Source organism: Chromobacterium violaceum ATCC 12472 (assembly GCF_000007705.1).
Lineage (GTDB): Bacteria > Pseudomonadota > Gammaproteobacteria > Burkholderiales > Chromobacteriaceae > Chromobacterium > Chromobacterium violaceum.
This window is the reverse complement of sequence record NC_005085.1, coordinates 1,334,488-1,357,566: the sequence shown is the minus strand read 5'-3', so window position 1 is coordinate 1,357,566 and position 23,079 is coordinate 1,334,488. Positions and strand designations below refer to the sequence as shown.

General features: G+C 66.7%; 21 protein-coding genes. 9 read left to right on the top strand and 12 right to left on the bottom strand.

From position 1 onward, the window contains the following. Window positions 1-64 precede the first annotated feature (64 nt). The 8 genes from ribD to CV_RS06215 form a co-directional block, all read right to left on the bottom strand. Entirely contained in the window at window positions 65-1,171 is a 1,107-nt protein-coding gene (gene ribD, locus CV_RS06250) for a bifunctional diaminohydroxyphosphoribosylaminopyrimidine deaminase/5-amino-6-(5-phosphoribosylamino)uracil reductase RibD (protein WP_011134844.1), read from the bottom strand. Next, window positions 1,168-1,701, bottom strand: coding sequence for a GNAT family N-acetyltransferase (locus CV_RS06245; protein ID WP_140411145.1), 534 nt, complete (start codon window positions 1,699-1,701; stop codon window positions 1,168-1,170). Before CV_RS06245 ends, ribD begins: the two co-directional genes overlap by 4 nt. Continuing rightward, window positions 1,698-2,246, bottom strand: a complete 549-nt coding sequence (locus CV_RS06240; RefSeq protein ID WP_052278774.1) for a GNAT family N-acetyltransferase — start codon at window positions 2,244-2,246, stop codon at window positions 1,698-1,700. The genes CV_RS06245 and CV_RS06240 overlap by 4 nt, the downstream gene beginning before the upstream one ends. Window positions 2,247-2,303: 57 nt before the next feature. After that, window positions 2,304-2,762, bottom strand: a complete 459-nt coding sequence (nrdR, locus tag CV_RS06235; RefSeq protein ID WP_011134841.1) for a transcriptional regulator NrdR — start codon at window positions 2,760-2,762, stop codon at window positions 2,304-2,306. Window positions 2,763-2,904: 142 nt separating this feature from the next. Continuing rightward, window positions 2,905-4,152, bottom strand: a complete 1,248-nt coding sequence (glyA, locus tag CV_RS06230; RefSeq protein WP_011134840.1) for a serine hydroxymethyltransferase — start codon at window positions 4,150-4,152, stop codon at window positions 2,905-2,907. Window positions 4,153-4,256: 104 nt separating this feature from the next. After that, window positions 4,257-6,137, bottom strand: a complete 1,881-nt coding sequence (locus CV_RS06225) for an amidohydrolase (protein WP_011134839.1) — start codon at window positions 6,135-6,137, stop codon at window positions 4,257-4,259. 63 nt (window positions 6,138-6,200) lie between these two features. Further along, window positions 6,201-6,854, bottom strand: a complete 654-nt coding sequence (locus tag CV_RS06220; protein ID WP_011134838.1) for a hydrolase — start codon at window positions 6,852-6,854, stop codon at window positions 6,201-6,203. An 84-nt stretch (window positions 6,855-6,938) separates the two neighbouring features. Continuing rightward, a complete protein-coding gene (locus CV_RS06215) occupies window positions 6,939-7,640 on the bottom strand; it encodes a pirin family protein (protein ID WP_011134837.1) in 702 nt (233 codons plus the stop codon). A 164-nt stretch (window positions 7,641-7,804) separates the two neighbouring features. Between CV_RS06215 and CV_RS06210 the strand changes: the two genes are divergently transcribed. Continuing rightward, window positions 7,805-8,731, top strand: a complete 927-nt coding sequence (locus CV_RS06210) for a LysR family transcriptional regulator (protein ID WP_011134836.1) — start codon at window positions 7,805-7,807, stop codon at window positions 8,729-8,731. Between the two features lie 51 nt (window positions 8,732-8,782). Here the strand turns inward: CV_RS06210 and CV_RS06205 are convergent, their stop codons facing one another. After that, complete coding sequence (locus CV_RS06205) at window positions 8,783-9,856, bottom strand: hypothetical protein (RefSeq protein ID WP_011134835.1); 1,074 nt, start codon at window positions 9,854-9,856, stop codon at window positions 8,783-8,785. Window positions 9,857-10,667: 811 nt separating this feature from the next. On the opposite strand from CV_RS06205, the gene CV_RS06200 reads away from it, so the two are divergent. From CV_RS06200 to CV_RS06190, 3 genes are all read left to right on the top strand, one after another. Then, window positions 10,668-11,762, top strand: coding sequence for an AAA family ATPase (locus CV_RS06200; protein ID WP_011134834.1), 1,095 nt, complete (start codon window positions 10,668-10,670; stop codon window positions 11,760-11,762). 164 nt (window positions 11,763-11,926) lie between these two features. Beyond that, window positions 11,927-12,295, top strand: a complete 369-nt coding sequence (locus CV_RS06195; RefSeq protein ID WP_043595642.1) for an SMR family transporter — start codon at window positions 11,927-11,929, stop codon at window positions 12,293-12,295. Beyond that, window positions 12,292-12,612 carry an SMR family transporter gene (locus tag CV_RS06190; protein WP_011134832.1) on the top strand — a complete coding sequence of 107 codons (321 nt, stop codon included), beginning with the start codon at window positions 12,292-12,294 and terminating at the stop codon, window positions 12,610-12,612. The genes CV_RS06195 and CV_RS06190 overlap by 4 nt, the downstream gene beginning before the upstream one ends. 155 nt (window positions 12,613-12,767) lie before the next feature. Here CV_RS06190 and ilvD read toward each other — a convergent pair whose 3' ends face one another. Next, on the bottom strand, window positions 12,768-14,624 hold the full coding sequence (ilvD, locus tag CV_RS06185; RefSeq protein ID WP_011134831.1) for a dihydroxy-acid dehydratase: 1,857 nt from the start codon (window positions 14,622-14,624) through the stop codon (window positions 12,768-12,770). Window positions 14,625-14,821: 197 nt separating this feature from the next. Here ilvD and lgt point away from each other — a divergent pair, with 197 nt between their 5' ends. The 4 genes from lgt (at window position 14,822) to CV_RS06165 (ending at window position 18,157) form a co-directional block, all read left to right on the top strand. Next, window positions 14,822-15,673: a prolipoprotein diacylglyceryl transferase gene (gene lgt / locus CV_RS06180; RefSeq protein WP_011134830.1), complete on the top strand. Its 852-nt coding sequence runs from the start codon at window positions 14,822-14,824 to the stop codon at window positions 15,671-15,673. A gap of 183 nt (window positions 15,674-15,856) precedes the next feature. Continuing rightward, window positions 15,857-16,660, top strand: coding sequence for an ABC transporter substrate-binding protein (locus CV_RS06175; protein WP_043595639.1), 804 nt, complete (start codon window positions 15,857-15,859; stop codon window positions 16,658-16,660). Between the two features lie 76 nt (window positions 16,661-16,736). Further along, window positions 16,737-17,477 carry an amino acid ABC transporter permease gene (locus tag CV_RS06170; protein ID WP_011134828.1) on the top strand — a complete coding sequence of 247 codons (741 nt, stop codon included), beginning with the start codon at window positions 16,737-16,739 and terminating at the stop codon, window positions 17,475-17,477. Further along, the gene (locus CV_RS06165) at window positions 17,474-18,157 is read left to right on the top strand and encodes an amino acid ABC transporter permease (protein WP_011134827.1); all 684 of its coding nucleotides are present in this window, start codon (window positions 17,474-17,476) and stop codon (window positions 18,155-18,157) included. The genes CV_RS06170 and CV_RS06165 overlap by 4 nt, the downstream gene beginning before the upstream one ends. On the opposite strand, the gene CV_RS06160 is transcribed toward CV_RS06165, so the two are convergent. Next, window positions 18,158-19,594, bottom strand: a complete 1,437-nt coding sequence (locus CV_RS06160) for a glycoside hydrolase family 1 protein (RefSeq protein WP_011134826.1) — start codon at window positions 19,592-19,594, stop codon at window positions 18,158-18,160. It abuts the gene before it with no gap. 191 nt (window positions 19,595-19,785) lie between these two features. Between CV_RS06160 and chrA the strand changes: the two genes are divergently transcribed. Next, window positions 19,786-20,973 carry a chromate efflux transporter gene (gene chrA / locus CV_RS06155; RefSeq protein WP_370448051.1) on the top strand — a complete coding sequence of 396 codons (1,188 nt, stop codon included), beginning with the start codon at window positions 19,786-19,788 and terminating at the stop codon, window positions 20,971-20,973. A 50-nt stretch (window positions 20,974-21,023) separates the two neighbouring features. Here chrA and CV_RS06150 read toward each other — a convergent pair whose 3' ends face one another. Then, the gene (locus tag CV_RS06150; protein ID WP_043597493.1) at window positions 21,024-22,889 is read right to left on the bottom strand and encodes a S9 family peptidase; all 1,866 of its coding nucleotides are present in this window, start codon (window positions 22,887-22,889) and stop codon (window positions 21,024-21,026) included. Window positions 22,890-23,079: the final 190 nt, after the last annotated feature.

Below are 23,079 nucleotides of genomic sequence, written 5' to 3'. Positions count from 1 at the left end.
TGCGGCGAAAACCATCCGCCCCGATAGCGATAACGCAGCCGGAGCCGGCGGGAGGACAAGCGCGCTAAGCGCCGCGCGGGCGCAGCGTCAGCCTCAGGTCCCGCCCCACCATGCCGACGTCGGCGACATCCAGTTCGACCTTGTCGGCCAGATCGTCCAGCGCCGGCCAGGCGAACAGCCCGCGCGCGGCGTCGCCGGCCAGGGACGGCGCCAGGTACAGCACGATCTCGTCCACCAGCCCGGCCCGCAGCATGGCGCCGTTGAGGCCGGCGCCGGCTTCCACCATCAGTTCGTTGACGCCACGCCCGGCCAGCTGCGCCAGCAGATCAGCCAGATCCGCCTTGCCACCCAGGCGCGCCAGCGTCAAAACCTCCACCCCTCGCCCGCGGAACGCCGCCAAGCGGCCCGCGTCCGCCGCGCAACTGGCCAGCCAGGCGCCGCCGCCCTGGTAGACGCGCGCGGCCGGATCAGTGCGCAAATCGCCGTCCAGCACCACCCGCCAGGGCTGCGAGGCCACCTGCAGTTCCCGCACGGTCAGCTGCGGATCGTCGGCCAACACGGTGCCGCTGCCGGTGAGGATCGCGCAATGCGCGGCGCGCAGCCGCTGCACGTCCATCCGCGCCTCCGGCCCGGTGATCCATTTGCTGCGGCCGTTCAGCAGCGCGGTCTTGCCGTCCAGCGTGGCGGCGGCCTTCAACGTGACCCAGGGCCTGCCGCGCTCGACGCGCGACAGGAAGCCGCGGTGCGCCCGCCGCGCCTGGGCTTCCATCAGCCCGGCAGACGCCTCGACGCCGGCGGCGCGCAGCATGGCGATGCCGCGGCCCGACACTTCATGATAGGGGTCCACCATCGCCGCCACCACCCGCGCGACGCCCTCCTTGACCAGCCTCTCCGCGCAGGGCGGCGTGCGCCCGTGGTGGCTGCAGGGTTCCAGCGTCACGTAGGCGGTGGCGCCGCGCGGGCTTTCGCCGCGCGCCAGGCAGTCCTTGATCGCCTGGACTTCGGCGTGGTCGGAACCCAGCGCCAGCGTCGCGCCCTCGCCCACCACCCGGCCATGATTGACCAGCACGCAGCCGACGCCGGGATTGGGCGCGGCCCGGCGCGTCGCGCCCTCGGCCAGGCGCAGCGCGCGCTGCATGTACAGGTAGTCGTCGGCGCTGTAGTCCGTCATCTTCGATTCTTCCACTCATCGGCCAGCAGGCCGTAACAACGCATATTCCAGAAACGTCCATTGAGGAACTGCGCGTCGCGCAGCTCGCCCTCCAGCCGGAAGCCCAGGCGCTCGGCGACGCGGCAGCTGCGCAGGTTTTCCGGCGCGCAGCCCAGCTCCAGCCGGTGCAGTCCCAGCTCCTCGAAAGCGTAGCGCATCAGCAGCGCCAGCGCGCGCGACATCACCCCCCGGCCGACATGGCTGTCGGCCAGCCAGTAGCCCAAGCGCGCGTAGCGGTGCGCGGCATTGATGCCGTGCAGCGAACAGATGCCTGCGATTTTGCCGTCCACCAGTATTACCCGGTGCGCGCAGCGCCCTTCCTCATTGCCTTCCGCTTGCGACCAAAGAAAGGCTTCGGTATCCGCCGCCGATCGCGGCCTGACGATGCCGGCCATCCATTGCGACAAGGTGGCGCGGTGGCGCTCGATCAGCGCGTAGACCCGCGCGGCGTCGCGCGCCGGCTCGGGCGGGCGGATCTCCACCAGGCTCATCGCCGCGCCCGCCACTCGCCGGCCAGCATGCTGTACTGGCAGGCATCATGATAACGGCCGTCCAGATGCAGCCCCTCGCGCTGCACGCCCTCGCGGACGAAGCCCAGGCGTTCGGCCACCGCGCGGCTGCGGTCGTTCTCCACGCCGGCCACGATGACGATCCGGTTCAGCTCCAGCGCGCCGAAACCGATGTCCAGCGCCTGCGCCGCGGCCTCGCTCATCACGCCCTTGCCGACGAAGCGATCGGCCAGCCAGTAGCCCAGGAAGCCGGAGCGATGCAGCTTGCTGATGCCGTGGATGTCGATGCAGCCGGCCAGTTCGCCATCCCGCTCGATCAGCCAGCTCGCGCAAACCGAGCCATTGCGCGCGCCTTCGGCGACGCCGGCCAGGAACTGCCGGCTGTCCTCCTCGTTGCGGGTGGCATCCACCCAGGGCAGCCAGGCGCGCAGCGTGTCGCGGCTCTGATCTATCAATGCGAACAGCCGCCCGGCGTGAATGATGTCGGGCGGCAGCAGGACGATGCGTTTCTGGACGATGGCGCTCATGGTGTCTCGCAAAATGACAATTGAATCACCAAGGCTAATCAAGCGGCCATGCCGCCGTCAATGCGAGGACTTCTGGATTTCCTTGATCGCGTCGGTGAACTCGGAAATATCCTGGAAGCTGCGGTAAACCGACGCGAAACGCACATAAGCCACCTTGTCCAGCCGCGCCAGCTCGTTCATCACCATCTCGCCGATCTGGCGGCTGCTGACCTCGCGCTCGCCCAGCTGCAGCAGCTTGTGGCAGATGCGGTCTATCGCCTCGTCCACCAGCGTGGTGGACACCGGCCGCTTGTGCAGCGCGCGCAGGAAGCTGGTGCGCACTTTCTCGATGTCGAACTCGGAACGGTGTCCGGCGGTCTTCACCACCTGCGGCATGCGCACATCGGCGGTTTCGAAGGTCGTGAAACGCTTGTCGCAGGCCGGGCAGCGGCGGCGGCGGCGGATGCTGCTGCCGTCCTCGCTGACGCGGGAATCGATCACCTGGGTGTCCGGGTTGCCACAAAACGCGCATTTCATGACAATAATCCTGTGGGTTGCAATAGTTGGATGTTATCAGCAATGCCGCCCGCCCGCACCGCCGGCCATGGACGAAGCCTGGCCTGGCGCAAAGAAAAAGCCGCCCCTGGGGCGGCTGTTCTGCATCCGGCGAACCGGTCGATTACTTGGCGTACACCGGGAAGCGGTGGCACAGCGCGGTGGCCTTCTCGGCGATGCGGGCGATCAGCGCGTCGTCGTTCGGGTTGTCCAGCACGTCGGCGACCATATTGGCCACTTCGATGGCCTCGGCTTCCTTGAAGCCGCGGGTGGTGATGGCCGGGGAGCCGATGCGGATGCCGGAGGTGACGAACGGGGTTTCCGGATCGTTCGGGATCGCGTTCTTGTTGACGGTGATGTGGGCGCGGCCCAGCAGCGCGTCGGCTTGCTTGCCGGTCAGGCCCTTGGCGCGCAGGTCCACCAGGAACACGTGGCTCTCGGTGCGGCCGGACACGATGCGCAAACCGCGCTCGGCCAGGGTCTTGGCCATGATGGCGGCGTTCTTCAGCACCTGCTGCTGGTATTCCTTGAATGCCGGCTGCAGCGCTTCCTTGAAGGCGACGGCCTTGGCGGCGATCACATGCTCCAGCGGACCGCCCTGCAGCGTCGGGAACACGTTGCTGTTGATGCTCTTCTCGAACTCTGCCTTGGCCAGGATGATGCCGCCGCGCGGACCGCGCAGGGTCTTGTGGGTGGTGGAGGTCACGAAGTCGGCGTGCGGCACCGGGTTCGGGTACAGGCCCGCGGCCACCAGGCCGGCGTAGTGGGCCATGTCGACCATGAAGTAGGCGCCGACTTTCTTGGCGATCTGGCCCATGCGCTCGAAGTCGAAGCGCAGCGCGTAGGCGGACGCGCCGCCGATGATCAGCTTCGGCTTGGTTTCCATCGCCACGCGCTCCATGTCGTCGTAGTCGATTTCTTCCTTGTCGTTCAGGCCGTAGGCGACGATGTTGAACATCTTGCCGGACAGGTTAGCCGGGGAGCCGTGGGTCAGGTGGCCGCCGTGGCCCAGGTTCATGCCCATCACGGTGTCGCCCGGCTTCAGGATGGAGAAGTACACCGCCTGGTTGGCCTGGGAGCCGGAGTGCGGCTGCACGTTGGCGTATTCGGCGCCGAACAGCTGCTTGACGCGGTCGATGGCCAGTTGCTCGACGACATCCACATGCTCGCAACCGCCGTAGAAGCGCTTGCCCGGATAGCCTTCGGCGTACTTGTTGGTCAGCTGGGAGCCTTGGGCTTCCATGACGGCCGGGCTGGTGTAGTTTTCCGAGGCGATCAGCTCGATGTGATCTTCCTGGCGTTGGCATTCAGCCGCGATGGCGGCGGCGAGTTCTGGGTCGAATTTGGCGATCGTCTGGTCAGCAGCGAACATCTTTGACTCATCCATCAAAGGGTTAACGATCCGGGCATTCTACACCAAATGCCCGGAACGAAACCTTAACGTGAAGCAAGCTCGCCGAGGCCTTGCCGCGCCTCTCACACCGCCCAGCAGGAGCAGCCGAGCGCGCCGAAAAAACCCTTGGCGTCCGATACCGGCAACGCCGTCCCCCAGGCCCGCGCATGCTGGTGGCCGTGCAGGCCGCAGGCATTGGCGCAGCCGCAAGCGGCCACGGCCCGGCGCTGCAGCGAATGGCGGCCGGCGCCGTCTGGATCGCCCCAGGCGGCGTATCCCTTGAAGGTCCGCGCCGGCGACCAGTCCGGCATCGCCGGCGGCAAAGGATTGTCGTCCAGCGCGGCGAAACCGCCCGCGGCGTAGACGATGCGGCCGCCCACCATGGTCAGCTCCGACACCAGAAAGGAGATGTCATCCTCCGGGCAGGAGAAGAAGTCTTTGTCCGGCACGACCAGGTCGGCCAGCTGGCCGGCCTCGATGCGGCCGCGCCCGCCCTCCTCGTCGGTGAACCAGGCCACGTGCTCGGTCCACATCCGCAGCGCGGTTTCGCGGTCCAGGCAGTTGCGCTGCGGGTAGAGCCGCAGGCCGCCTACGGTCTTGCCGGTGATCATCCACGCCAGCGACACCCAGGGATTGTAGGAGGCGACGCGGGTGGCGTCGGTGCCGGCCGACACTTTCAGTCCCTTTTCCAGCATGCGGGCGATCGGCGGCGTGGCCTCGGCCGCCGCCGCGCCGTAGCGCTCGACGAAGTACTCGCCCTGGTAGGCCATCCGGTGCTGCACCGCGATGCCGCCGCCCAGCGCGGCGATGCGGTCCATCGAGCGCTCGGAGATGGTCTCGGCGTGGTCGAAGAACCAGTTCAGCCCTTGCAAGGGGATGTCGCGGTCCACCTTCTCGAACACGTCCAGCGCGCGGGAGATGGTTTCGTCGTAGGTGGCGTGCAGCCGCCACGGCCAGCGGTTCTGCGCCAGGACGCGCACCACCTCTTCCAGCTCGCCCTCCATTTCCGCCGGCATCTCGGGCCGCGGCTGGCGGAAGTCTTCGAAATCGGCGGCGGAAAACACCAGCATCTCGCCAGCGCCGTTGTGGCGGAAATAGTCGTCGCCCTGTTTGTAGCGGACGCCGGCGGTCCAGGCCAGGAAATCCTCCTTTTCCGCCTTCGGCTTCTGGGTGAACAGATTGTAGGCCAGCCGCACCGTCATCTGTCCGGCGTCGGCCAGTTGCCGGATCACCTGGTAATCGTCCGGGTAGTTCTGGAAGCCGCCGCCGGCGTCGATGACGCCGGTCACGCCCAGGCGGTTCAGTTCGCGCATGAAGTGGCGGGTGGAGTTGAGCTGGTAGTCGAACGGCAGCTTGGGCCCCTTGGCCAGCGTCGCATACAGGATGGCGGCATTGGGCTTGGCCAACAGCAGACCGGTAGGGTTGCCGCCGCCGTCGCGGACGATCTCCCCGCCCGGCGGCGCCGGCGTGTCGAGGCCGTAGCCGACGGCGCGCAACGCGGCGCCGTTGAGCAGGGCGCGGTCATACAGGTGCAGCAGGAAGACCGGCGTGTCCGGCGCGACGGCGTTGATCTCGTCCAGCGTGGGCAGCCGCTTTTCGACGAACTGGTGCTCGGTGAAGCCGCCCACCACCCGCACCCATTGCGGGGCGGGCGTGACGGCCACCTGCCGCCGCAGCATGTCCATCGCGTCGGCCAGCGAGCGCACGCCGTCCCAGCGCAGCTCCATATTGAAGTTGAGCCCGCCGCGCACCAGATGGGTGTGGTTGTCGATCAGGCCGGGCAGCGCGCGGCGGCCCTTGAGATCGACGACGCGGGTGGTAGGCCCGGCCAGCGCCATGATCTCCGCCTCCTCCCCCACCGCGAGGAAGCGGCCGTCCTTGACGGCGACGGCGCTCGCCTGCGGCCGCCGCCGGTCCAGCGTGGCGATGCGGCCATTGCGCAGAATCACATCAGCTATAGCCATGGTGGCTTCTCCCCTGGATATCGGCCGCCGCCGGCGGACGCGCGGCCGGCGGCGGCGCGGCAATCAGCCTTCGTGGCCGCCGAACATGGTTTTCGCGTAGCGGATGCCCAGGCCGTAGCCGCCGCCCAGCTTGGCGGCGATGCCGGTGGTCAGCTCATAGGTGTCCGTGCGCGCCCAGTCGCGCTGCAGTTCCAGCAGATACTGCAGCGAAGTGATGGGCCGCGCCCCGGCCTGCACCATGCGCTGCATCGCGCGCTCGTGCGCCTCGGCCGAAATGTCGCCGCAGGCGTCGGCGATCACGTAAACCTCGAAGCCCTGGTCCAGCGCGGACAGCGCCGGCCCGACGATGCAGACGCTGGTCCACAGGCCGGCCAGCACGATGCGGCCCTTGCCGATCTGGTTGACGCGGTCGATCACCGCGGCGTCTTCCCAGGTGTTCATCGACGTGCGGTCCAGCATGCGCAAGTCCGGGAACGGCGCGGTCACCTCGTCGAACATCGGGCCGGAAAAGCTTTTCTCGGCCACGGTGGTGAGGATGGCGGACACGCCGAATCCGGCGGCGGCGCTGGCGACCAGGCCGGCGTTGTTGCGCAGCGTCGGGATATCGATGGAATGGGTGGCGAAGGCCATCTGCGACTGGTAGTCGATCAGGATCAAGGTGTGATCGCGCGGGGTCAGCAGCAACGGGCTGGGGGCGGCGCTAGCGGTGGGTTTCATCACGGTTTCTCCATTGTGTGCATGGCGGCGGCCGATTCGATGAGCCGGCGCCAGAGGGGCCGCCGCCCCTGCGCGCCAGGCGTGTCATTCCCGGGTGTCCACCAGGATCAGTTCGGCATCCTCGCCGGCCTCGACGCGGACCAGGTCTTCATGGCGGATGGCCGCGCCGTCGCCGGTCTCCAGCGCCACGCCGTTCACCCGGGCCGATCCGGCCGACAGCACCAGATAGCCGCGGCGGCCGGCGCCCAGCCGGTAGTCGGCGCTTTCGCCTGCCTTCAGCGTGGCGCCCAGCACCCGGGCGTCGGCGCGTATCGGCAGCGCGCCGTCGTCACCATCCATGCCGCTGGCCAGCGCGACGAAGGCGCCGGAGCGGTCGGCCTTGGGAAAAGGCTTGCTGCCCCAAGACGGCTCGCCGCCGCGGCTGTCCGGATAGATCCAGATCTGGAAGATGCGGGTGGCGACAGGCTCCAGGTTGTATTCGGAATGGACGATGCCGCTGCCGGCGCTCATCACCTGCACGTCGCCGGCCTCGGTGCGGCCGCGGTTGCCCAGGTTGTCCTGGTGGCTGATCGCGCCCTCGCGGACATAGGTGATGATCTCCATGTCGGCGTGCGGATGCGGTGCGAAGCCGCTGCCGGCGGCGATGGTGTCGTCGTTCCACACCCGCAGCGCGCCCCAGTGCATGCGCGCCGGATCGCGGTAGTCGGCGAAGGAGAAATGGTGCTTGGCGTCCAGCCATCCGTGTTGGGCTGCGCCCAAGCTGGCGAAGGGGCGGCGTTCGATCATGTCGGTCTCCTGAAATGGATACGCACACTATAAGCAGCCGGGAGTAGGATTAAAATGGAATAGATTGAATAGCATCATTTCTATTTTTATCATGATCAATGCGCCATCCTGGCAGTTGACTGATAGAATCGGCGCGTATCTCCTCTCCCTATTCCGGCATGCACATGAAGCGACTCCCCGATCTGGAAGCCTGGGCCATCTTCGCCAAAGTGGCCGAATGCGGCTCCTTCGCCCGCGCGGCGGCCGAACTGGCGCTGTCCCAGGGCACCGTGTCCAAGGCGGTGACCCGGCTGGAAGCGCGGATGAAAACCACGCTGCTGCACCGCACCTCGCGCCGGCTGGCGCTGACGGCGGCCGGCGACGCCGCGCTGGAGCGCGCGGCGCGCATCCTGGCGGAAGGCGAGGCGGTGGAGGCAGACGTCGCGGAACAATCCGGCAGCCTGCGCGGCAGGGTGCGCGTCGCCGCGCCGATGTCCTTCGGCATCTCCCACCTGGCGCCGCTGCTGCCGGAGTTCATGGCGCGTCATCCCGAGGTGGAGCTCGATTTTCACTTCAGCGACGAACAGGTGGACCTGGTGGCGCAGCGGATGGACCTGGCCCTGCGCATCGCCTCGCCGGCCGACTCCAGCCTGCTGGCCCGGCGGCTGTGCGCGGTGCGCATCCTGCTGGTCGGCGCGCCCGGGTATTTCGAGCGCCATGGCAGACCGGAGCACCCGAGCGAGCTGGCCCACCACCGCGCCTTGCAGTACAGCAACGCGCCAGGCCGCCACTGGCGTTTCCGGCATGCGGAAGAGGGGGAGTTCGCGCTGGAGGCGCCGTCGCCGCTGCGCGTCAACAACGCCGAGGCGCTGACCCCGGCGCTGAGGGCCGGCCTGGGACTGGCGCTGCAGCCGGAATTCCTGGTCTGGGAAGACCTGCGGGCGGGTCGGCTGGAAACGGCGATGGCGGGTTGGGAAGTCGATCCGATCGCGCTCTACATCCTGACGCCGCCCGGACGCGGCCGGCCGGCGCGGGTGCAGGCGCTGATAGCCTATCTGGCGGAAAAACTGGCCGGCGCGCCCTGGGTGCGGGCGGAAGACCCCACCGGCTGACAGGCAAAAAAGCCCCGCTCAAGGCGGGGCGGATATGCCGAGACGGTGGCCTTACAGATCGTCGGCGGTGAAGAACAGCGGAATGCCGTCGCGGCTTTCCGGCTGCAATTCGGGCAACACGTGCACATCGCGCACGTGGCACTCGCGCATCAGCTCGCGGAAGTTCTCCTCGATCAGCTTGACGTTGTCCAGCGAGGCCAGCGGCCAGACGAAGCCTTCCCAGTTGCGATCGTCGCCTTTGGCCGACAGGGTGAAGTGCAACTCGCCGTTGTCGTGGGCGGACAGGATGGCCACCGGCTCCTTGTCCAGCTCGCGCAGGCGGCGGATCTGGCTGCTGGCGAACACCTGCAGCGCCACCTCGAAGCGGGCAAAATTGCCGGCCACCAGCGCCTGCATCGCCGGCAGCGGCGCGCGGGCGATGGGGAACAGCGTCACGCCGTCGGTCTTCAGCTGCTCGCCCAGGAACTTCATCAGCGGCATGCCCCAGGCGCCGACCGAGCCGCCCAGCCTCACCGGCGGCTCTTCGCCGTCCCGCAACGTCGCCACGCCCAGCAGGTAGCGCAGGAACACGCCCTCCTCCTTCACCGTGACCGGCGCCGGCTGGTTCGGCAGATCGGCGCGCGCGCCGCCCTGCCGCGACATCCGATACAACTTGGCGGCGTCCAGGCCGGTCAGGCTGTCCGGATGCAGCAGCACGCCGGACAATGCCGCGTCGCCGCCGGCGGAAAACACGCCATGCCGGCGCAGCAGCTCGTTCAGGCCGTCGACGTCGGCGATTTCGGCCGGCAGCGTCGCCTGCTCGCGGCTGCCCGCCACCAGCACCAGCGGCAGCGCGAACAAGGCCGCGTCGGCATCCCCGCCCTCGACGGTCTGGCGCAAGGCATCCCACACCACCTGATAGCAGGCTTGAGACGGCACCATCGCCAGCGCGACGGAAATGGACAGCAATTCGCCGCGTTGCAGCATCTCGTCCATCGCGCCCGCCAGCGCCTGCCGCCACATCTCGCGGTCGTCCGCGCTCGGCGCGTCCAGCGCCGACTGGGCATGATGGATCAGGCGATTGGTCAGGGAAACCTGCGGGTGATACTGGCGCGGATCGGGAAGAATATGGCGGACGGCGTCCATGGTGCTGACATCCTGCAACTATCGAAAACGCCTATTGTGGCACAGCCGCCACGTTCCTGCCTGCCGTAAAACCTATTATGCCGACGCGCTGAAGCCCAGGAAAATCAAGCATTCCGGCAGGCAATGTATCAAGGAGCGACAAAAACTTACATTTCTCGACATTTTCGAAAACGCACATGTTGACACTCGGTACCGCAATCCGGATAATCCGTTCTCTTTGAGATGCAGCAATTGCTTCTTGATAGTTTCTCCTCTATTTCTCCTTTGTAGACTTGGCGCGGGCCGCAAGGCACCGCGCATTTTTTTTATCCTCCCCGTCCCCTGCCTCTGCAAAAATATTAAAAATCATTGCGATACGGACATTTCGTCACATTGGCGCCGTTCTTATCTGCGCCCATCCACCGCGCGTCATGCAGCATGGCGCAGCGAGAGGCTTGCTCTGCTCAGCAGTCTATCAAAATGCCAATGGATTTTATGTGAAAATATATGCATGCCATATGCATTTAACAGATATTTCACTTTCGAAACAAAACGAACCTTAAACGGGGAGTATTGTTCGATTCCTCACGAAACGAACCGAACAATTTGGAGAAAAGGCATGGCGGGAAATCAAGGAACTGACTCTGCGCCGCTTGACGAGTTCCCTACTGTCTGACAACGCAGGCATATGCTAACAGGATCGCGCTGCGGCATTGTGACAATAATCAATACCCAATCACTTTAGCCTATCCCAGCCAACCTTCACCCAAGACTGGAACCGTCTGTCGGCCATCCGGTCTCACCGGTTCCCGTCTCTCCCCCACCGCGCCTCATGCCGATACACAGTCTTTCCCTCGCCGGTTTTCGCTCGATCCGCAAGCTCACGCTTGAGCTGGACGCGCTCAACGTCGTCGTCGGCGCCAATGGCTGCGGCAAGTCCAATCTGTACAAATCCATACAGTTGCTGCATGCGGCTGCAGAAGGCGGGCTGTCCGCCGCGCTGGCCGCGGAAGGCGGCGCGCAGAAAGCGATGTGGGCGGGCGGCACCCGGCGCGGCGACAAAGCCCGCGTGCCGAAGCGGATGATCCTGTCCGCGCGCCTGGACGACTACGACTACGAGCTGCAACTGGGCTATCCCGAACCCAGCTGCAGCCTGTTCGCGCTGGATCCGCTGGTGAAAGAGGAAAGCCTGTGGCTGGCCGGACATGGCCGGCGGCCGTCGACGCTGCTGCTGGAGCGCCGCAACCAGGCCGCCTTTCTCTGCGGCGTGGAAGGCGAGCGCAACAGCTACCCCGCCAGCCTGCGCGCCGAGGAATCCCTCTTCGGCCAATTGGCCGAGCCGCACCGCTACCCGGAACTGTCTCAGGTCCGCGAAACCTTGCGCAACTGGCGCTTCTACCACGAGTTCGCCATCTGGCCCGGCTCGCCGCTGCGCGCGCCCCAGGTGGGCATACGCTCGCCGGTGCTGGCGCATGACGGCGCCAACTTGGCCGCCGCATTCCAGACCATTGTCGAAATCGGCGACCACGAACTGCTGCATAGCGTGCTGACGGACGCCTTCCCCGACAGCCGCTTCCTGGTGGACGCCCAGCAGGGACGATTCCAGATGCTGATGCGGCGCGACGGCCTGCTGCGGCCGCTGGAGGCCGCCGAGCTGTCCGACGGCACGCTGCGTTTCCTGTGCCTGGCGGTGGCGCTGCTCAGCCCGCGGCCGCCCGCCTTCATGGCGCTGAACGAGCCGGAGAACAGCCTGCACCCCGCGCTGCTGCCTGCGCTGGCAAGGCTGATCGCCGAGGCCAGCCGCCACAGCCAGCTGTGGGTAACCAGCCACTCGCCGGAATTGGCGGAACGGATCCGCCGCCACCGGCCGCTGAAAACCTTCCAGCTCTCCCTACGGGACGGCGAAACCGTGCTGCAGGACGACTGACGCGTCCGAGCCCCCAAGCCGCCGCCAGGCGGCTTTTTTGCGTGCGCTCCCGGGACAAAATTCGCCGAATTCCCGCCATATGACGATGCCGCATCAGGATATGCGGGGAACTCCGCCAGCGGGGAGTCAGTCCTATCCTCGTCTTGTTTATTTTATTTAACACTATGTATAAAAAATTCTTCTCTCCATTGATCGTCGCCTGGCTGGTGCTGCTGGCGGCCATCGTCTGTGAAATCGTCGGCACCTCCTTCATGGCGGTCGCCGCCCGCAGCGGCGGCTATCTGGGCTATGTCTGGATGTCGCTGGCGCTGGCGCTGTCCTACTACCTGCTGTCTCTCGCCCTGCGCGCGATTTCGGTCGGCGTCGCCTACGCGGTGTGGGAAGGTTTGGGCCTGGTCGGCCTGACCGCGGTCAGCGTCTTGCTGTTCGGCGAAAAGCTGGTGCCGCAGGAAATCGTCGGCCTCGGCCTCGCCTTGCTGGGCCTGGTCTGCGTGACGATGGGCGAAACCCATGATGAGGAGGCCGCGGCATGAAAACCGTTTACCTGCTGTTCGTGCTGGCTTCCGCACTGATAGAAGTGGGCGCCAACCTGATGCTGGAAAAATCCGACGGCTTCCGCCGCCGCGCCTGGGGCGTCGGCGCCATCCTGCTGGTGTGGCTGGCCTTCGCACTGCTGGGCCAGGCGGTAAAGGGCATGGACCTGGCCATCGCCTACGCCTTGTGGGGTTCCATCGGCATTCTCGGCACCGCCATCGGCGGCCGCCTGCTGTACAAGCAAAAACTGAAACCCATCGGCTGGGCCGGCATCGGCATCGTCGCGGCGGCGGTGGTGACCTTGTCCACCGTGTAAATCAGTCAGGCCCGAAAATTCCACCGTCCCGGCCGGAACCGCGGCGAAATTTTCAGGCCCGCCTGGAAACTGGAAACATGAAGAAGGGGAGGCGCTCGGCCTCCCCTTCCTATTCGGTGCGTCGCCCCTACGGGGTGACGGCACCCTACCTCGGATTATTTGCGTTCCACTTGCGACACATCGCGCACCGCGCCGGTGTCGGCGCTGGTGGTCATCGCCGCGTAGGCGCGCAGCGCCGGGCTGACCACCCGTTCGCGGCCCAGCGGTTTCCAGGCGTCGCGGCCTTTCGCCTCCATCGCCGCGCGGCGCTTGGCCAACTCCTCATCGGAAACGGCCAGATGGATGCGGCGGTTAGGGATGTCGATCTCCACCGTGTCGCCCTCTTGCGCCAGACCGATCGCGCCGCCCTCGGCCGCCTCCGGCGAGGCGTGGCCGATGGACAGGCCGGAGGTGCCGCCGGAGAAGCGGCCGTCGGTCAGCAAGGCGCAGGCCTTGCCCAGCCCCTTGGACTTCAGATACGAAGTCGGGTACAGCATCTCCTGCATGCCTGGTCCGCCCTTCGGTCCCTCGTAGCGGATGATGACGATGTCGCCGGCGACGATCTGGTCGGCGAGGATGCCTTCCACCGCCGCGTCCTGGCTTTCGAAGATGCGGGCGCGGCCGGTGAATTTCAGTATCGATTCGTCAACGCCGGCTGTCTTCACGATGCAGCCGCGCTCGGCGATATTGCCATACAGCACCGCCAGGCCGCCGTCCTGCGAATAGGCGTGCGCCTGGTCGCGGATGCAGCCGTCGGCGCGGTCGTCGTCCAGCGTCGGGTAGCGCATGCTCTGGCTGAAGGCGATGGTGGTGGCCACGCCGCCCGGCGCCGCGCGGAACAGGCGGTGCGGCTCGCTGCCTTCGCCGTGGCGCATCACGTCCCACTGCTCGATGGCTGCCCCCAGGCTGGGGCTGTGCACGGTGGCGACGTCGCGGTGGATCAGGCCGGCGCGGTCCAGCTCGGCCAGGATGCCGATCACGCCGCCGGCGCGGTGCACGTCCTCCATATGGTATTTTTGCGTCGCCGGCGCCACCTTGGACAGGCAGGGCACGCCGCGGCTGATGCGGTCGATGTCGGCCATCTTGAAGTCCACGCCGGCCTCGCTGGCGGCGGCCAACAGGTGCAGCACGGTATTGGTGGAGCCGCCCATCGCCACGTCCAGGCTCATCGCGTTCTCGAAGGCCTGTTTGGTGGCGATGCCGCGCGGCAGGATGGAATAGTCCTCGCCCTCGTAATGGCGCTTGGCCAATTCGACGATCAGGCGGCCGGCCTTGAGGAACAATTCTTTCCGGTCCGCGTGGGTGGCCACCAGGCTGCCGTTGCCGGGCAGGCTGAGGCCCAGCGCCTCGGTCAGGCAATTCATCGAGTTCGCGGTGAACATGCCGGAGCAGGAGCCGCAGGTCGGACAGGCTGAGCGCTCGACGCGGTCGACGTCGGCGTCGGACACCGCGCTGTTGGCGGCCTCCACCATCGCGTCCACCAGGTCCAGCTTGCGCACTTCGTTGCCCCACTGCACCTTGCCGGCCTCCATCGGCCCGCCGGAGACGAACACCACCGGAATGTTGAGCCGCATCGCCGCCATCAGCATGCCGGGGGTGATCTTGTCGCAGTTGGAGATGCACACCAGCGCGTCGGCGCAGTGGGCGTTGACCATGTACTCGACGCTGTCGGCGATCAGGTCGCGGGAAGGCAGGCTGTACAGCATGCCGCCGTGGCCCATCGCGATGCCGTCGTCGATGGCGATGGTGTTGAATTCCTTGGCGACGCCGCCGGCTTTTTCGATCTCGCGCGCCACCAGCTGGCCCATGTTCTGCAGGTGCACGTGGCCGGGCACGAACTGGGTGAAGGAGTTGGCGATGGCGATGATGGGCTTGCCGAAGTCGGCGTCGGTCATCCCGGTGGCGCGCCATAGCGCGCGGGCACCCGCCATGTTGCGGCCGGCGGTGGAAGTGCGGGAGCGGTATTGAGGCATGATGCTTCCTTGATCTGTAAACAAAACCGGTCGCCGTTCCGTCACGCCGGCAGGGTAAGCTGGCGGCGGCTGATCCGCGGGTGCCGGGTGGACCAACCAGGATGCCGTGTCGCCGCGGGTGGGCGGCGCGACGGCGGGGAACGCTTTCCGTATAATCTCGTCACATTTCTTTTACCGCAAACGCACATCACTGACAAATGCTGATTCATCCTCAGTTCGATCCGGTGGCCATCCACCTGGGCCCGCTGGCCGTTCACTGGTACGGCCTGATGTACCTGCTGGGCTTCGCCCTGTTCCTCACCATGGGCAAGTACCGCCTGAAAAACGGCAACGACGTGCTCACCGTGCCGCAGCTGGACGACATGCTGATGTACGGCGCGGTCGGCGTGGTGGTCGGCGGCCGCCTGGGCGAGGTGCTGTTCTACCAGCCCGGCTACTATTTCAGCCATCCGCTGGAAATCTTCATGGTGTGGAAAGGCGGCATGTCCTTCCACGGCGGCTTCCTCGGCGTGCTGATCGCGGTGGCGATCTACGGCCGCAAGGTGGGCCGCGGCTTCTGGCAGCTGACCGACTTCGTCGCGCCGCTGGTGCCGCTGGGCCTGGCGGCCGGCCGCGTCGGCAACTTCATCAACGGCGAACTGTGGGGCCGCGTGGCCAGCCCGGAGCTGCCGTGGGCGATGCTGTTCCCGCAGGCGCGGATGGAGGACATCGCCGAGGCCCAGCAATCGGCCGACCTGATGAATATGCTGATGCAGTACGGCGGCCTGCTGCGCCATCCGTCGCAGCTGTACGAGTTCGCGCTGGAAGGCATCGTGCTGTTCGGCGCGCTGTGGATCTACAGCGCCAAGCCGCGCGCCACCGGCAAGGTGTCGGCGCTGTTCCTGATCGGCTACGGCCTGGCCCGCTTCGTCAGCGAGTACTTCCGCAATCCGGACGCCGGCATCTTCGGCAAGTCCGACGTGATCAGCATGGGGCAGTGGCTGAGCCTGCCGATGATCGTGATCGGCGTCGCGCTGCTGGTCTTCTTCGGCCGGCGCAAACAGGGCTGAGCGGTTTGAACGCGAAAGGCCGGGGCATCCCGGCCTTTTTTGCGCCCGAAAAATGCAACACACCAGCTTTAAAACAAATTCCGGAATATATAACTAATTTTTTATAATTTCTGGATATTAATTGATTCGGGTAAGATGGCGGCAATCAGCTTCACATCGGCAAACAACTCTACAAGGCTCGCCATGAAAAAGACCATTGCCCTCGCACTCGCCGTTGCCCTGACTTCCACCGCCGCCTTGGCCGACCGCCTGGACGACATCAAGAAAGCCGGCGTGCTGCGCGTCGCCGCCTTCGACAGCAATCCGCCGTTCGGCTTCCTGGACGCCAAGACCCGCCAGATTTCCGGCCTGGACGTCGACGTGGCCCAGCACATCGCCAAGAAGCTGGGCGTGAAGCTGCAATTGATCCCGACCAACCCGGCCAACCGCGTGCCGCTCTTGGTGTCCGGCAAGGCCGACATCGTCGCCGCCAACTTCACCGTCACCGACGAGCGCAAGAAGCAGGTGGACTTCAGCCTGCCCTACTTCGCCTCCGGCCAGCAGTTCATCGTCCGCAAGGGCGCGCTGCAGAAGCCGGAACAGCTGGCCGGCCTGCGCGTGGGCGTCGACAAGGGCACCACCCAGGAAGTGTATCTGCGCGAGAAGTACCCGAAGACCACCGTCGTCGCCTATGACGACACCCCGCTGGCCTTCACCGCGCTGCGCAACGGCAACGTCCAGGCCATCACCCAGGACGGCTCCAAGCTGGCCGCGCTGCTGGCCAATGCGCCGGACAAGGCCAAGTACGAGCTGGCGCCGTTCACGCTGACCCGAGAATTCCAGGCCATCGGCCTGCCGAAGGGCGAAGCCCGGCTGACCAAGGTGGTCAACGAGACGCTGCGCGAGCTGGAAAAGAGCGGCGACGCGGCCAGGATCTACGACCGCTGGTTCGGCCCCAAGACCAAGGCGCCGCTGCCGCGCGACTTCAAGATCGGCGACGCGGCCTGATCCCAGGCTGGTCCCCGTCCGCAACCGCCGGCTCCCCCGGCGGTTTTGCCGTTTCATGTCGCAGAAAGAAAACCGCATGACCCCACCCGCCTGGCTCGGCCACAACTGGCTGGAGCCGCACTATCTCATCTGGCTGGGCAAGGGCGCGCTGCTGACCGGCTGGCTGTCGCTGCTGGTCATCGCCGCCGCCAGCCTGCTCGGCATCGCCCTGACCGCGCTGCTGGACGGCGGCCCGCGGCCGCTGCGGCTGGCGACGCGGCTATTCGTCGGCCTGCACCGCAACACGCCGCTGATGGTGCAGCTCTTGCTGTGGTATTTCGGCGTGTCCGGCCTGCTGCCGGACGAGGCGAAAATCTGGCTGAACACCCCACGCGCGCTGATGCTGCCCTTCGATCTGGCCCTGCCCTGGCCGTCGTTCGAATTCCTGGCCGCCTTCACCGCGCTGACGCTGTACAGCGCCGCCTTCATCAGCGGCGAGCTGCAGGCCGGGCTGAACGCGGTGCCCAAAGGCCAGCGGCTGGCGGCGCGCGCGCTGGGCATGAGCGGCTGGCAGGTCTTGCGCCTGGTGGTGCTGCCGCAGGCCTGGCAGCTGGTTAAGCGGCCGCTGGTCGGCCAGTACACCGCCATCGTCAAGAACACCTCGCTGACCATGGCCATCGGCCTGGCGGAGCTCTCTTACGCGTCGCGCCAGGTGGAGACCGAAACGCTGCTGGCCTTCCAGTCCTTCGCCGCCGCCACCGCGCTCTACCTGGCGCTGGTGCTGATCACCCAATTGCTGGCCCAGCGGCCGGAGCCGGCCTGGAGGACGATGCGATGATGCCTGCGGTGATACAGGACAACCTCGACTACCTGCTGTGGGGCAATCTGGCCGGCGGCGAGCCCGGCGGCCTGCTGCTGACGCTGCTGCTGAGCCTGGCCGCGGCGCTGCTGGCTAGCCTTCTGGGGCTGGCGCTGGGCATCGCCCAGCTGATGGGCGGCGCGGCGCTCAGGCGCATGCTGACGGCCATCACCGCGGTGCTGCGCGCGATCCCGGTGCTGATGCTGATCTTCTGGTGCTATTTCCTGCTGCCGCTGCTGTTCGGCGTCGACATCCCCGGCCTGCTGACGGTGATCCTGGCGCTGGCGCTGATCCACTCCGCCTATCTGGGCCAGGCGGTGCTGGCCGGCCTGACGGCCGTCGGCCGCGGCCAGTGGCACGCCGGGCTGGCGCTAGGCTTCTCGCGCTGGCAGACGCTGCGCTGGCTGATTCTGCCGCAGGCGCTGCGCATCATGCTGCCCTCCTTCATCAACCAGTGGGTGTCGCTGCTGAAGGACAGCTCGCTGGCCTACATCGTCGGCGTCGCCGAGTTCACCTTCGTCGCCACCCAGGTCAACAACCGCGAGCAGGTGTATCCGCTGGAAATCTTCAGCGCCATCGCCATCGGCTACCTGCTGCTGTGCGGCCTGCTGCAGCTGGCCGGCCATCTGGCGGAACGCCGCTGGCGGCGGACAGCCTGATCACAGTTCGCGGCCGCCGCTGGCGATCGCCCGCTGGTACCAGAAGAAGCTGTCCTTGCGCACGCGGCGCAGATCGCGGGCGTCGGTCTCATCGCGGTTGACGTAGACGAAGCCGTAGCGCTTCTGGTAGCCGTTGAGCCAGCTGAGGATGTCGGTGAACGACCAGGCGCAGAAGCCCAGCAACGCCACCCCGTCGCTGATCGCCTCGCGGCAGGCATGGAGATGGCTGCGCAGGTAGGCGATGCGGTAGTCGTCGCGCACCCGGTCGCCATCCTCCAGCCGGTCGAACTCGCCCAGGCCGTTCTCGGTGATCAGCACCGGCAGCCCGTAGCGGCTGGTCAGGCGGCGCAAGGCGATGCGCAGACCGGCGGGATCGATCGCCCAGTCCCAATTGGAGGTTTCCAGCGCCGGATTCGGCGCGGTGCGGTACAGGCCGGGCACGCCGCTGGCCGGCGTGCTGCCCTTCTGCCCGGTGGTGTTGATTCGCTGCATGCCGACGCCGTCCGGCGGATTGTGGGCGTAGCTCAAGGTGTAATAGTAATTGAGTCCGATGAAATCGGGCCTCGCCGCCGCCAGCGCCTCGATGTCGCCCGGCCGGATGTCCGGCGCCTCGCCCCGCTCCCGCAGCCAGGCCAGCGCGATCTGCGGATAGCGGCCGCGGCAGTAGACGTCCAGCCACCAGTGGTTGGTGAACTCCTCGGCGTTGTCGAAGGCCAGCATGTCCGCCGGGGCGCAGGAGGCCGGATAGGCCGGAGAATAGGCGAAGCTGGGCCCGATGCGGCCATCCGGCACCCATTGCCGGAACAGCCGGATCGCCCGCGCGTTGGCCAGGAAGGCGATGTGGTTGGCGGCGTAAAAGCGCTTGCGGTCGGCCGCCGCCGGCGGATGCGTCGCCAGCAGGTAGGCATTGCTCAGATTGTAGTTCTGCTCGTTCAGCGACACCCAGGTCTTCACCCGGTCGCCGTAGCGGCGGAACAGCAGCGCGCAGTAGTCGCCGAAGTCGTCGACGATGCGCCTGTCTTCCCAGCCGCCGTATTCGTCCTGCAGCGCCTGCGGCATGTCCCAGTGGTACAGCGTCAGCACCGGCTCGATGCCGCGCGCCAGCAGCGCGTCGATCAACCTGTCGTAAAAGGCGAGGCCGGCCTCGTTCGGCTCGCCGCGCCCCCGCGGCAGCACGCGCGGCCAGCTGACCGAGAAACGATAGGCGGTCAGGCCCATCTCGGCCATCAGCGCCACGTCCTCCTCCATCCGGTGATAGTGGTCTACCGCCACGTCGCCGTTGCTGCCCTGAAAGGTGCGGCCCGGCTCGCGGACGAAGACGTCCCACACCGACGGCCCCTTGCCGTCGGCGTCGAAGGCGCCTTCCACCTGGTAGGCGGCGGAGGCGGCGCCCCACAGGAAATCATCGGGGAAAGGCTTGAGGCTGGGGTGATGCATGCTGGTCTCCGGTGAAAACGGCTATGCCCTGTTGGTCGGCGCGGCGGCCGGCAAGTTCGGCGATGATGCGGCATCGCGCCGCCGGCGGGAAAGCCCGCCGGTCAAATCCCGGCGCAAACGCGCCGGCCGCTTCAAGCCGCCTGGGTTTTCCGTTATCGTGTGGCGCTCCACCACCCGCCATGCGCGCCATGATTCCACACGACACCGTACGCGACCGCGGCTTCTGGCGCATTCTGCTGGTTTTCCTGAAGCTCGGCCTGACCTCGTTCGGCGGCCCGGTCGCCCACCTCGGCTACTTCCGCGCCGAATTCGTCGAGCGCCGACGCTGGCTGCCGGAGCGCGATTACGCCGACCTGGTGGCGCTGTGCCAATTCCTGCCGGGCCCGGCCAGCAGCCAGGTGGGCATGGGTTTGGGCCTGGCCCGTGGCGGGCTGCCCGGCGCGCTGGCGGCCTGGCTGGGCTTCACGCTGCCGTCTGCGCTGATCATGCTGGCGCTGGCGGCAGGCCTCTCCGGCCAGGCGCAGGCGATTCCGCCCGGTCTGCTGCACGGACTGAAGCTGGCGGCGGTCGCCGTGGTGGCGCAGGCGGTGTGGAGCATGGCGCGCCAGCTATGCCCGGACCGCCCGCGGCTGACGCTGATGGCGGCGGCCTGCTGCCTGGCCCTGCTGATCCATGCGCCCTGGCTGCCGCTGGCGGTGATCGCGCTGGCGGGCGTCGCCGGCCGTTGCTGTTTGCCCGCCGCAGCCGCGCCTCCCATCGCCGCCGACTCCGCGCTCCCGCCGTCCCGCCGCCGCGGCGCGCTGTGGCTGGCGCTGTTCTTCGCGCTGCTGGCCGGCCTGCCGCTGCTCGCCGCCATCGTTCCCGGCCGCGGCCTGGCGATGTTCGACGCCTTCTACCGCAGCGGCGCGCTGGTGTTCGGCGGCGGCCACGTGGTGCTGCCGCTGCTGGAGAACGCCGCCGTGGCCAGCGGCTGGGTGGAGAAGGATGCTTTTCTGGCCGGCTACGGCGCGGCGCAGGCGCTGCCCGGACCGCTGTTCGCCTTCGCGGCCTTTCTCGGCGCCGCCGGCGGCGGCTGGCTGGACGGCGCGCTGGCGCTGGCCGCCATCTTCCTGCCCGGCTTCCTGCTGCTGGCCGGCGCGCTGCCGTTCTGGCGCCGCTTGCGCGCCGCGCCCGGCGCCCAATCGGCGCTGGCCGGGGTCAACGCCGCGGTGGTCGGCCTGCTGCTGGCCGCGTTCTACCACCCAGTCTGGACTGAAACGGTGCGCGCGCCGGCCGATTTCGCCGCCGCGCTGCTTGCCCTGCTGGCGCTGGCCGCATGGAGGCTGCCGCCCTGGCTGGTGGTGGGCCTGTGCGCGGCGGCGGGTTGGCTGACGCGGTAAACGAAACAGCCCGCCGGGCGGCGGGCTGAGATGGCTGACGCAGCGGACGATCAGTCCAGGTATTTCTTGAAGAACCGCTCCATCGCGCCGTAGGCGGCGAAGCGGTTTTCCTCGTTGTGGAAGCCGTGGCCCTCGTTATCCTTGACGATGTACTCGACATCCACGCCGCGCTTCTTCAGCGCCTCGACGATCTGGTTGGACTCGTTGATGTTGACGCGCGGATCCTTGGCGCCCTGCAGCACCAACAGCGGCGACTGGATGCGGTCGACATGGAACACCGGCGAGCGCTCGCGCAGCAGTTCCTTGTCCTTTTCAGGATGACCCACCATCTCGTACATCGAATCCAGGAACGGCTTCCAGTACGGCGGAATGGTCTTCATGAAGGTGAACAGATTGGACACCCCGACGTAATCCACCGCGCAGCGGTACAGCTCCGGGGTCTTGGTGATGCCGGACAGCGTCGCGTAGCCGCCGTAGCTGCCGCCGTAGATGCACACTTTCTTGGGATCGGCCACGCCCTGCTTGACCAGCCAGTCCACGCCGTCGGTGACGTCGTCCTGCATCTTGCCGCCCCACTCCTTGAACGAGGCTTCCCAGAACTGGCGGCCATAGCCGGTGGAGCCGCGGAAATTCATCTGCAGCACCGCCCAGCCGCGGCTGGCGAAGAACTGCACTTCCGGATTGAAGCGCCAGCTGTCGCGATACCACGGTCCGCCGTGCGGGTTGACGATCACCGGCAGATCCTTGGCGTCCTCCTTGCCGCGCGGCAGCGTCAGGTAGCCGTTGATGGTCAGGCCGTCGCGGCTGCGGTACTGGATCGGCTTCATGCTGGCCATCTTGTCTTCCGGCAGCCAGGGCGTGATCTCGGCCAGCAGCGTCAGCTTGTCGCGCTTCTTGTCATACAGATAGCGCTTGCCCTGGGTCTTGTCGCTCCAGGCCGCCACCACGAAGCGGTCCTCGTTGCGGCTGCCGGAGGTGATGTCCACCTGGTAGCCCGGGAAATGCGCCTGCAGCCTGGCGTACAGTTCGCGCGCTTGCGGATCGAAGCACTCGCGCCCCGGCTTGTCGGTTTCGAAGCCGGCGCAAGTGATCACCTTGCGCTTGTGCGAATAGTCCAGGCTGGAGACATCGACATCCTGGCGCGCGTAGATCTCCTTCGCCTCCTTGCCGGTCTTGGGGTCGTATTCGACGATGGCGGCCTTGTCGCGCCCCAGGCTGCTGGCGGCGTAGAAACGCTGGTTGTCGAAGGTGAAGAACAGCGGCGTGAAATTCTCGCGGAAATTGGTGGTCATCAGCTTGCGGAACTTGCCGCCGGGCTGGTCGCGGTACAACACGGTGTTGTTGACGCCGTCGGTCTCGATCGCGATGCGGATATTGCCCTTGTGATCGGTGATCCAGCTGGCCACCTTGCCCGGGTTTTCCGCTTCCAGCGTCAGTTGGCCGGTTTGCAGGTCGATGCGGTAGACGTCGAAGATCTCCGGCTTGCGCTTGTTCAGGCTGATCAACAGCTGCCTGTCGTTGTCGATCAGGCCGTCGACGATCTCGGCGCGCACGCCGGGGAATGGCGTCAGGTCGCGGGTCTTGCCGCTTTTCAGATCCACGCTGTACAGGTGGAAGTTCTCGTCGCCGGCATTGTCCTTGACGTAGACCAGCCGGTCGTTGCCCTTCCAGAAATAACCGGACAGGTCGCGGTCCTTGATGGCGGTGACGCGCTTGTCGGGCTGGCCGGGGCGGCGCACCACGATGTTGCGCCTCGACTCCCACGGCGACAGGAAGGCCACGCTCCTGCCGTCCGGCGACACCGTGAAGTTGCTTTGCTCGGGATTGCGGAAAAAGTCGCGCAGCGGGATGTCCGCCGCCAGCGCGGAACCGGACAACAACGACGCCAGCAGCACAGTCAGGGTTTTCGTTTTCAACGCGGTTTCTTTCTTGGTGAGGACGTGGAATCCGGCCATCGCTGCGGCCCGGCGCCAAGCGCGGCATGCGCGCGGAAAAATCATGTTACCGCCAGGGCAATCCATCATCAACATGCGAATGGAATTTTTACTGATTAAAATTTTCATAGCAAAAACAACCACAAAAAAGCAGGAAAAACCTCCTGTTTGA

Coding starts and splice junctions, on each gene's coding strand:
- CV_RS06170 (WP_011134828.1), top strand. CDS start 16,737: ATGACCCCACCCGCCTGGCTCGGCCACAACTGGCTGGAGCCGCACTAT.
- CV_RS06175 (WP_043595639.1), top strand. CDS start 15,857: ATGAAAAAGACCATTGCCCTCGCACTCGCCGTTGCCCTGACTTCCACC.
- nrdR (WP_011134841.1), bottom strand. CDS start 2,762: ATGAAATGCGCGTTTTGTGGCAACCCGGACACCCAGGTGATCGATTCC.
- ilvD (WP_011134831.1), bottom strand. CDS start 14,624: ATGCCTCAATACCGCTCCCGCACTTCCACCGCCGGCCGCAACATGGCG.
- CV_RS06205 (WP_011134835.1), bottom strand. CDS start 9,856: ATGGACGCCGTCCGCCATATTCTTCCCGATCCGCGCCAGTATCACCCG.
- CV_RS06195 (WP_043595642.1), top strand. CDS start 11,927: ATGTATAAAAAATTCTTCTCTCCATTGATCGTCGCCTGGCTGGTGCTG.
- glyA (WP_011134840.1), bottom strand. CDS start 4,152: ATGTTCGCTGCTGACCAGACGATCGCCAAATTCGACCCAGAACTCGCC.
- CV_RS06165 (WP_011134827.1), top strand. CDS start 17,474: ATGATGCCTGCGGTGATACAGGACAACCTCGACTACCTGCTGTGGGGC.
- CV_RS06240 (WP_052278774.1), bottom strand. CDS start 2,246: ATGAGCGCCATCGTCCAGAAACGCATCGTCCTGCTGCCGCCCGACATC.
- CV_RS06215 (WP_011134837.1), bottom strand. CDS start 7,640: ATGATCGAACGCCGCCCCTTCGCCAGCTTGGGCGCAGCCCAACACGGA.
- ribD (WP_011134844.1), bottom strand. CDS start 1,171: ATGACGGACTACAGCGCCGACGACTACCTGTACATGCAGCGCGCGCTG.
- CV_RS06160 (WP_011134826.1), bottom strand. CDS start 19,594: ATGCATCACCCCAGCCTCAAGCCTTTCCCCGATGATTTCCTGTGGGGC.
- CV_RS06225 (WP_011134839.1), bottom strand. CDS start 6,137: ATGGCTATAGCTGATGTGATTCTGCGCAATGGCCGCATCGCCACGCTG.
- CV_RS06245 (WP_140411145.1), bottom strand. CDS start 1,701: ATGAGCCTGGTGGAGATCCGCCCGCCCGAGCCGGCGCGCGACGCCGCG.
- lgt (WP_011134830.1), top strand. CDS start 14,822: ATGCTGATTCATCCTCAGTTCGATCCGGTGGCCATCCACCTGGGCCCG.
- CV_RS06190 (WP_011134832.1), top strand. CDS start 12,292: ATGAAAACCGTTTACCTGCTGTTCGTGCTGGCTTCCGCACTGATAGAA.
- CV_RS06210 (WP_011134836.1), top strand. CDS start 7,805: ATGAAGCGACTCCCCGATCTGGAAGCCTGGGCCATCTTCGCCAAAGTG.
- CV_RS06220 (WP_011134838.1), bottom strand. CDS start 6,854: ATGAAACCCACCGCTAGCGCCGCCCCCAGCCCGTTGCTGCTGACCCCG.
- CV_RS06200 (WP_011134834.1), top strand. CDS start 10,668: ATGCCGATACACAGTCTTTCCCTCGCCGGTTTTCGCTCGATCCGCAAG.